Below are 1,150 nucleotides of genomic sequence, written 5' to 3'. Positions count from 1 at the left end.
GCCTTTATGAAGTACTTAACAGCAAACATCCCACACACACATATTCCGAAAGCTCAAGGGATCTACTCCGCTTTTGCGCTCAGCTGGAGCACCGCGGTATTCACCGTTTTCGGCGGCTTCTTATATGAAATAGAGCCGAGGTTCGCTTTCATTGGAATGCTTGCGTGCAGCCTGCCTGCGATGTTGGTTGCGCTTATGTATCGCAAGTTGGAAGGGGAAAAGAAGGTTTTATTGTCTGCTTAGATATTCGGTTCAATGAAAAAGAAGCTGGTGTATGGGAAACCAGCTTCTTCTTTCTTATATAAATTGAACTTCTATTTATGGTACGGTTCATTCCGATTAATCTTAAACGCCCGATACACCTGCTCCACCAGCATCAACCGCATCAACTGGTGCGGGAACGTCATATTCGAGAACGACAGCCCGAAATCACTCCGCTCCAGCACCTCATCACTCAATCCGAGCGATCCGCCGATCACGAAGGCCACTTTGCTTTTCCCGTAAGTCGCAAGCTCGTCCATTTTCTTCGCCAGCTTCTCGGAGGTGAGCTGTTTACCTTCGATCTCCAGGGTGATGACGTACGTATCCGGGGAGATCTTCGCAAGGATGCGTTCGCCTTCCTTCTGTTTCACTTCGAGCATTTGGGCTTCGCTCAGGTTTTCGGGTGCTTTTTCGTCAGGGACTTCGATGACGTCGACTTTGGCGTAGGGGCCGAGGCGTTTCGTGTATTCGGCGATGCCCTGCTTCAAGTATTTTTCTTTCAGTTTTCCGACTGTTACGATCGTTAGTTTCATTCGTGTTCCTCCGTCTCCTCGTTTTTCTGCCTTTAGTGTATCATGAATCCTCGTCATTCTGCGGGGAGAGGTGTATGGGCAGAGTCCGGGGCATCACACAAACAATCCCCGCAGCTCATATCTGCGGGGATTGTCATGGATGTCGAGAAACCCTGTGCTATGGACGAAAAGGGTAAACATCCCGATCAACCAGCGATAACTATAGATGATAGAAAAAACAAAAGAAAGACATGTATGGCTTAGGGCGGAGGGGAATGGAGCAGACTCCTGTGGGAATAGTGGCACAGGTGAGACCCCGGAAGAGCAGAGTGAAATGAACCCATGAACTTGGACAATGTTTTATGACGYTTTATTAA

The 1,150-nt window shown here is 48.5% G+C and carries 1 protein-coding gene and 1 pseudogene; one reads left to right on the top strand and one right to left on the bottom strand.

Annotated features, from left to right (window positions below; genetic code table 11):
• Positions 1 to 243: pseudogene (locus D479_RS18165) on the top strand (MFS transporter); the annotation flags it as partial.
• Positions 244 to 314: 71 nt separating this feature from the next.
• Here D479_RS18165 and rlmH read toward each other — a convergent pair.
• The gene (gene rlmH / locus D479_RS18160) at positions 315 to 794 is read right to left on the bottom strand and encodes a 23S rRNA (pseudouridine(1915)-N(3))-methyltransferase RlmH (protein WP_008639985.1); all 480 of its coding nucleotides are present in this window, start codon (positions 792 to 794) and stop codon (positions 315 to 317) included.
• Positions 795 to 1,150: the final 356 nt, after the last annotated feature.

The organism is Halobacillus sp. BAB-2008, from assembly GCF_000328325.1.
Lineage (GTDB): Bacteria > Bacillota > Bacilli > Bacillales > Halobacillaceae > Halobacillus.
The sequence above is the reverse complement of the archived record's forward strand: the minus strand, read 5'-3'. Positions and strand labels throughout refer to the sequence as shown.